Origin of the sequence: Burkholderia sp. Cy-637 (assembly GCF_011753175.1) — a bacterium.
Classification (GTDB): domain Bacteria; phylum Pseudomonadota; class Gammaproteobacteria; order Burkholderiales; family Burkholderiaceae; genus Burkholderia; species Burkholderia gladioli.
The window spans coordinates 1-5,058 of sequence record NZ_VWWC01000283.1; the positions used below are offsets into that span (position 1 = coordinate 1).

The 5,058-nt window shown below is 72.1% G+C and carries 5 protein-coding genes; all 5 read right to left on the bottom strand.

What is annotated here, in order from left to right:
• Positions 1–65: 65 nt before the first annotated feature.
• Positions 66–1,277 carry a VanZ family protein gene (locus tag F3J10_RS34270; RefSeq protein ID WP_167243930.1) on the bottom strand — a complete coding sequence of 404 codons (1,212 nt, stop codon included), beginning with the start codon at positions 1,275–1,277 and terminating at the stop codon, positions 66–68.
• Between the two features lie 64 nt (positions 1,278–1,341).
• Complete coding sequence (locus F3J10_RS34275; protein WP_025097074.1) at positions 1,342–1,971, bottom strand: ABC-type transport auxiliary lipoprotein family protein; 630 nt, start codon at positions 1,969–1,971, stop codon at positions 1,342–1,344.
• Positions 1,972–2,144: 173 nt separating this feature from the next.
• Positions 2,145–3,092 (bottom strand): MlaD family protein, encoded by a 948-nt coding sequence (locus F3J10_RS34280; RefSeq protein WP_167243931.1) that lies wholly within the window; start codon positions 3,090–3,092, stop codon positions 2,145–2,147.
• 15 nt (positions 3,093–3,107) lie between these two features.
• A complete protein-coding gene (locus F3J10_RS34285; RefSeq protein ID WP_047836717.1) occupies positions 3,108–3,971 on the bottom strand; it encodes an ABC transporter ATP-binding protein in 864 nt (287 codons plus the stop codon).
• Positions 3,972–4,027: 56 nt separating this feature from the next.
• Positions 4,028–5,058: ABC transporter permease (locus tag F3J10_RS34290; protein ID WP_167243932.1), on the bottom strand; the 1,031-nt coding region annotated here is incomplete at its 5' end.

Below are 5,058 nucleotides of genomic sequence, written 5' to 3' on the forward strand. Positions count from 1 at the left end.
GACCAATGCCTCGCGTCCCGGCACCACGCTCCGGCGCGCCTCGCAAGGCTGGCGATCAGCCGGTCTCAGCGGCGCCGGTCGTCGTGCCGGTCGTGCCGGTCGCGCGCGGCGGCGCCCGCGCGATGCCTGGCGCGCCGCCCGAGCCAGCCATGCTCGGCATGCCAGCCGAGCCAGACCAGGGCCGCGTAGGGCCAGCTCCAGGCCAGCCATCGCGCGATGCCGTTGAAATGCAGGTAGCGCCCCTGGCTCCAGCCCGACAGCGCGTAGTCGAAGAACGGATTGACCGGCAGCAGGTTGACCAGCGCCAGCGAGACGGCCAGCGCCAGCGCCGCCGCGGTGGCGCGCCATACCGCGCGCAGCCGCAGCGCGACCAGCGCGGCGGCCAGGCCCAGCGCGACGCCCGCGCAGGCGCCCGGGGTGGCCCAGTCGAACGACAGGCCACTGCGCAGTTGCAGGAAGGTGGCGCCGGCCTTCAGCAGCAGCGCGACCACCACGAAGGCGATCGCCAGCCGCGCGCGCGGCGCCTGCGCGCGCATCGTCAGCGAGGCCAGCGCGAGCGCCGCGAACAGGCCCAGCCCCGCCAGCAGCGCCTCCCAGGCGGGATCGGAGAGATGCGCGTCGAGCGCGTCGGGCCAGGCGTCGATGCGCCAGCCGGCCGGCATCCAGGCCAGCAGCGCGTCCTGCATCGAGGTATCGGCGCGGTCCCACAGCTCGCTCGGCCAGCGGCCGATGCCGAACAGGAAGGGCGAGGGAAACAGCACCGCGAACGGCCAGAGCGCCGAGAGCAGCAGCGGCGTGGCGGCCTCGCGATCGAACCAGGCGTCGCGCAGCCGCCGCAGCGCGCCGCGCTCGATCAGCGCGGGCGCGAGCGGCGCGGCCAGCAGGCCGCCCAGGAAGGCGCCGAAGGCATTCGCGCCGAGGTCGAGATTGGAGGCCACCCGCGTCGGCAGGTAGGTCTGCAGCGCCTCCATGGCGCCCGACAGCAGCGTGCCGGCCAGCGTGGCGACCAGCACCGCGGCCGCGCCCTTCACGCGCGGATGCAGCGCGCCCACCGCGCACAGCCCGAGCGGCAGGTAGCCGAGCACGTTGGTGACGACGTCGAACATCGTCCAGTAGCGCGGCATCGGCGCGAACAGGTAGTCGAAGGGGCCGACGCCGAGCGAGCGCCAGCCGAGGAAGGGATACAGCGAGGCGTAGACGATCAGCGCCGCGTACGCGCCGAACAGCCGCCGCGCCAGCAGCGACGGTCCGCGCGGCAGCGGCGCCTCGGGGTTCATCTGGGCGGCTCCGCGCGCGGGCCGCCCGGCATCGCGCCGCTCATTGCGTCGCTCATTGCACCGCTCATTGCGCCGCGGTGTTCTGCACCGCGAGCCAGGCGACGATCTGCGCGACCAGGTCGTTGCTCGCGGCGGCCAGCGCGCTCGCGCCGCCGGCCGCGTCGGCGGTGCTGGCCGGCGCGCGCGCCACGAAGCTGCGCTGGCCGAGCACCGCGCCCTCGCGCGTGAGCGTGGCGCGCACCGCCACCTCGCCGTGGCTCTGCGCCTGGCCGTCGAACACCTGCTCGAAGGTGTTGAGCTCGACATGCAGCACGCTCGCGCGCACCGCGTCGCCGCCTTCCAGCACCGTGCCGCGCGCCGAGAGCGCCGCGCGCAGGCGCTGCGTCAGCAGTTGCGCGGGCGGCGCGGTCCAGCGGCTGTCGCGATAGGTGGCGATGCGCTGCGCGTCGGCATAGGCGAGCCGGTAGGCGAACTTGTCGGTATCGAAGGCATCGGGCGCGCGCACGTCGAGCACCTTGATCACCGAGCCCGAAGCCGGCGCGAGCGCCAGCGACGAGGTATCGAGCGGGCCGAGGTCGTAGCGGATGTTCGACATCCGGGCCGCGTCGCCCGCGCAGCCGGCGAGCAGCGTGAACAGCAGCATCGCGCCCAGCGCGGCGGCCCGGCGGGCGGAGAGGGAGGACAAGCGTGACATCGCGGATTCCTGCATGGTCGTGAACTCGTTGGCGGTGGCCGCGGCCCGGGGGCCGACCGGCATCGGGTCGATCGCCGGCCCGCGCCGCGAGGCACGGGCCGGCCGGTATCTGTCAGTCATCGGTCAATCGGGCGCGAGCGGCAGGCACCTTGCCCGCCCGCGCCCCGCGCCGCTCAGCGCGACCCCGCCTGCGGCCAGGCGAAACCCGATTCGCCCGGGCCCGGCAAGCCGGCGCTGGTGCCGAACAGCAGGCTGCGCGGGTTGCGGCTGATCTCGCCGGCCACGTCGCGCACGGTCCGCGAGGTGTCGCCGAGGTTCGAGCTCAGCGAATTGACCCGCGGCAGCGTCTCGTAGCGCACGCTCGCGTTCAACTCGGAGAGCGTCTGATCCATCTGCGTGAGCGCAGTTCCCGCCTGTTCGGCGGCCTTGCCGGCGCGGTCCAGGTTGGCGGCGAGCGGCCCGTGCGGCGCCAGCATCGCGTCGGCCGAGGCCAGCGCCTGGTTCACGCGGCGGGTGGTTTCGGGCAGTTGCGCGGTGACCGGCTCGAGCGACCTGGTGAGCGTGCTCACGCCGTCGGCGGCCTGCTGCACGCTGGCGGCGGTGGCCTTCAACTGCTCGCGCATCTCGGGCGAGAGCATCGCGTTGACGCTGGAGGCCGCCACCTCCATCTGCTTGAGCAGCACGTCGCCGCGCTGCTGGAGCTGGTCGAACAGGCTCGGGTGCAGCGGGATCTGCGCCACCTCCTTCACCGAGGTGGGCAGCGGCGAGGGATCGCGGCCGGTATCGTCGAGCTGCACGAAGGCGATCCCGGTCACGCCCTGGAAGCCCAGGCTGCCGTAGGTCGAGCGCGTGATCGGCGCATCCTTGTCGACCAGGATGCGGATCGAGATCTCGCCCGGGTGGACGCGGTCGAAGTGGATGGTGGCGACCTTGCCGACGTCCAGGCCGCGATAGCGCACCGCCGCGTCGGGGAACAAGCCCGTCACGTTGGTGCGCGCCACCAGGTCGTAAGGGATCCGTACCGTGCGATCGACGTTGAACCAGAACACCGCCGCGATGATCGCGAGCAGCAGGCCGATGGCGAACAGCCCCGCCCAGAACGCATGTGACTTGTTTTCCATTCGCGATTCCTTGCTTTACAGCTCGACGCTGGACAGCGCCGGCTCGAGTGCCGCCTTCGGCAATTTCGCGCGCCGCTCGGGCGGCAGCGCCTGCAGCGCGCGGCGCCCGCGCAGGCCGAGGAAGTATTCCTTGATGAAGGGATGGTCGACGCTGGCCGCCTCCTCGACGGGCGCGGCCACCAGCACCTTGCGATCGGCGATCACCGCCACCCGCGTGGAGAGCGCCACCATGGTGTCGAGATCGTGGGTGATCATCACCACCGTCAGGCCCAGGGTGCGATGCAGGGTGGCGATCAGGTCGACGAATTCGTCCGAGGCGCGCGGGTCGAGCCCGGCGGTGGGCTCGTCGAGGAACAGCAGCTCGGGCTCCAGCGCGATCGCGCGGGCGATGCCGACCCGCTTGACCATCCCGCCGGACAGCGCCGAGGGCATCTTCGAGGCGTGCTTGCAGGGCAGCCCGACCATCTCCAGCTTGAGCATCACGATCTCGTGCAGCAGGTCCTCGGGCACGCGCCCGAGCTCGCGCAGCGGCTGGGCGATGTTGTCGAACACGGTCAGCGAGGAGAACAGCGCGCCATGCTGGAACAGCATGCCGGAGCGGCTGCGCATCACGCGCGCCGAATCGGCGTCGAGGGTGGCGAGATCCTCGCCGAACACGCGCACGGTGCCCGAGCTGGGCTGCTCCAGGCCCAGGATCTGGCGCACCAGGGTGGTCTTGCCCGAGCCCGAGCCGCCCACGATCGAGACGATCTCGCCCTGCCGCACGTCGAAGTCGAGATGCTCGTGGATCACGTTGCGCCCGTAGCGCTTGGTCATGTCGCGCACTTCGATCACGTAGCCGGCCGGGTTCGCCTCGCCCCCGGCGCCGGCCGCGCGCATCGCGGCGGCGGCGGTGCCGCCGCCCGTCTGCACCGGCGCGTTCCGATTCTCGTCCATCATCCGAGCCCCACGTTCTGGAACAGGATCGCGAACACCGCGTCGGCCAGGATCACCACCGTGATCGAGCTGACCACCGAGGTGGTGGTGCCCTCGCCCAAACTCTGCGAATTGGCCTTGATGCGGAATCCGAAATGGCAGCCGACCAGGGCGATCAGCATGCCGAACACCACGCCCTTGCCGAGCCCGATCCACAGGTTGGCGATCGGCACCACGCCCGGCAGCGAGCGGATGAAGAAGTTGACGTCGATGCCCAGCGCCAGCTTGGCGGCCAGCGCCCCGCCCGAGAGCGCGACGATATTGGTCCACATCACCAGCAGCGGCATCGCCACGCCGAGCGCGAGCACCCGCGGCAGCACGATGCGCAGCCCGTGCGGGATGCCCATCACGCGCATCGCGTCGAGCTCCTCGGTGACGCGCATCACGCCGATCTGGGCGGTGATCGCCGAGCCCGAGCGCCCGGCCACCAGGATCGCCGCCAGCACCGGCCCCAGCTCGCGGATCACCGACAGCCCGAGGATGTTGACGATATAGCGGTTGGCGCCGAACTGCTGCAACTGCTGGGCCGACAGGTAGCTCAGCACGATGCCGATCAGGAAGGCCACCAGGGCCGTGATCGGCAGCGCCTTGGCGCCGGCGTTGTAGACGTTGGCCGAGATCTCGGTCCAGGGCATGGTCTTGGGGCGCCGGGCGATCGAGCCGAGGTCGAGGATCACGCGCCCGAACATGGCGATGCCGCCGAACAGGTGCTCGCCGAACTGCATCAGGGCCAGCCCGAGCCGCGTGACCGGATCGTGGCGGATCACCGGCTCCGGTTCCTCGCGCGCCTCGTCGAGCCGCTGGATCCGCTCGAAGATGGTGCGCTGGTTGTCGGTCAGCGTCAGGCCCTCGGGCAGCCGGTGGCCCCAGGCGCGCCACAGCGCCTGGCCGCCGACGTGGTCGAGCCGGTCGATCGCCGACAGGTCCCAGCGGCCGACCGGGCCGCCCTGCGCGGCGGCCGAGCCCGCGCCCAGCGACGGCATCCGGGCGC

Excerpts from the sequence above, each read along its gene's own strand:
- F3J10_RS34275 (WP_025097074.1), bottom strand. The coding sequence starts at position 1,971 with ATGTCACGCTTGTCCTCCCTCTCCGCCCGCCGGGCCGCCGCGCTGGGC.
- F3J10_RS34280 (WP_167243931.1), bottom strand. The coding sequence starts at position 3,092 with ATGGAAAACAAGTCACATGCGTTCTGGGCGGGGCTGTTCGCCATCGGC.
- F3J10_RS34285 (WP_047836717.1), bottom strand. The coding sequence starts at position 3,971 with ATGCGCGCGGCCGGCGCCGGGGGCGAGGCGAACCCGGCCGGCTACGTG.
- F3J10_RS34270 (WP_167243930.1), bottom strand. The coding sequence starts at position 1,277 with ATGAACCCCGAGGCGCCGCTGCCGCGCGGACCGTCGCTGCTGGCGCGG.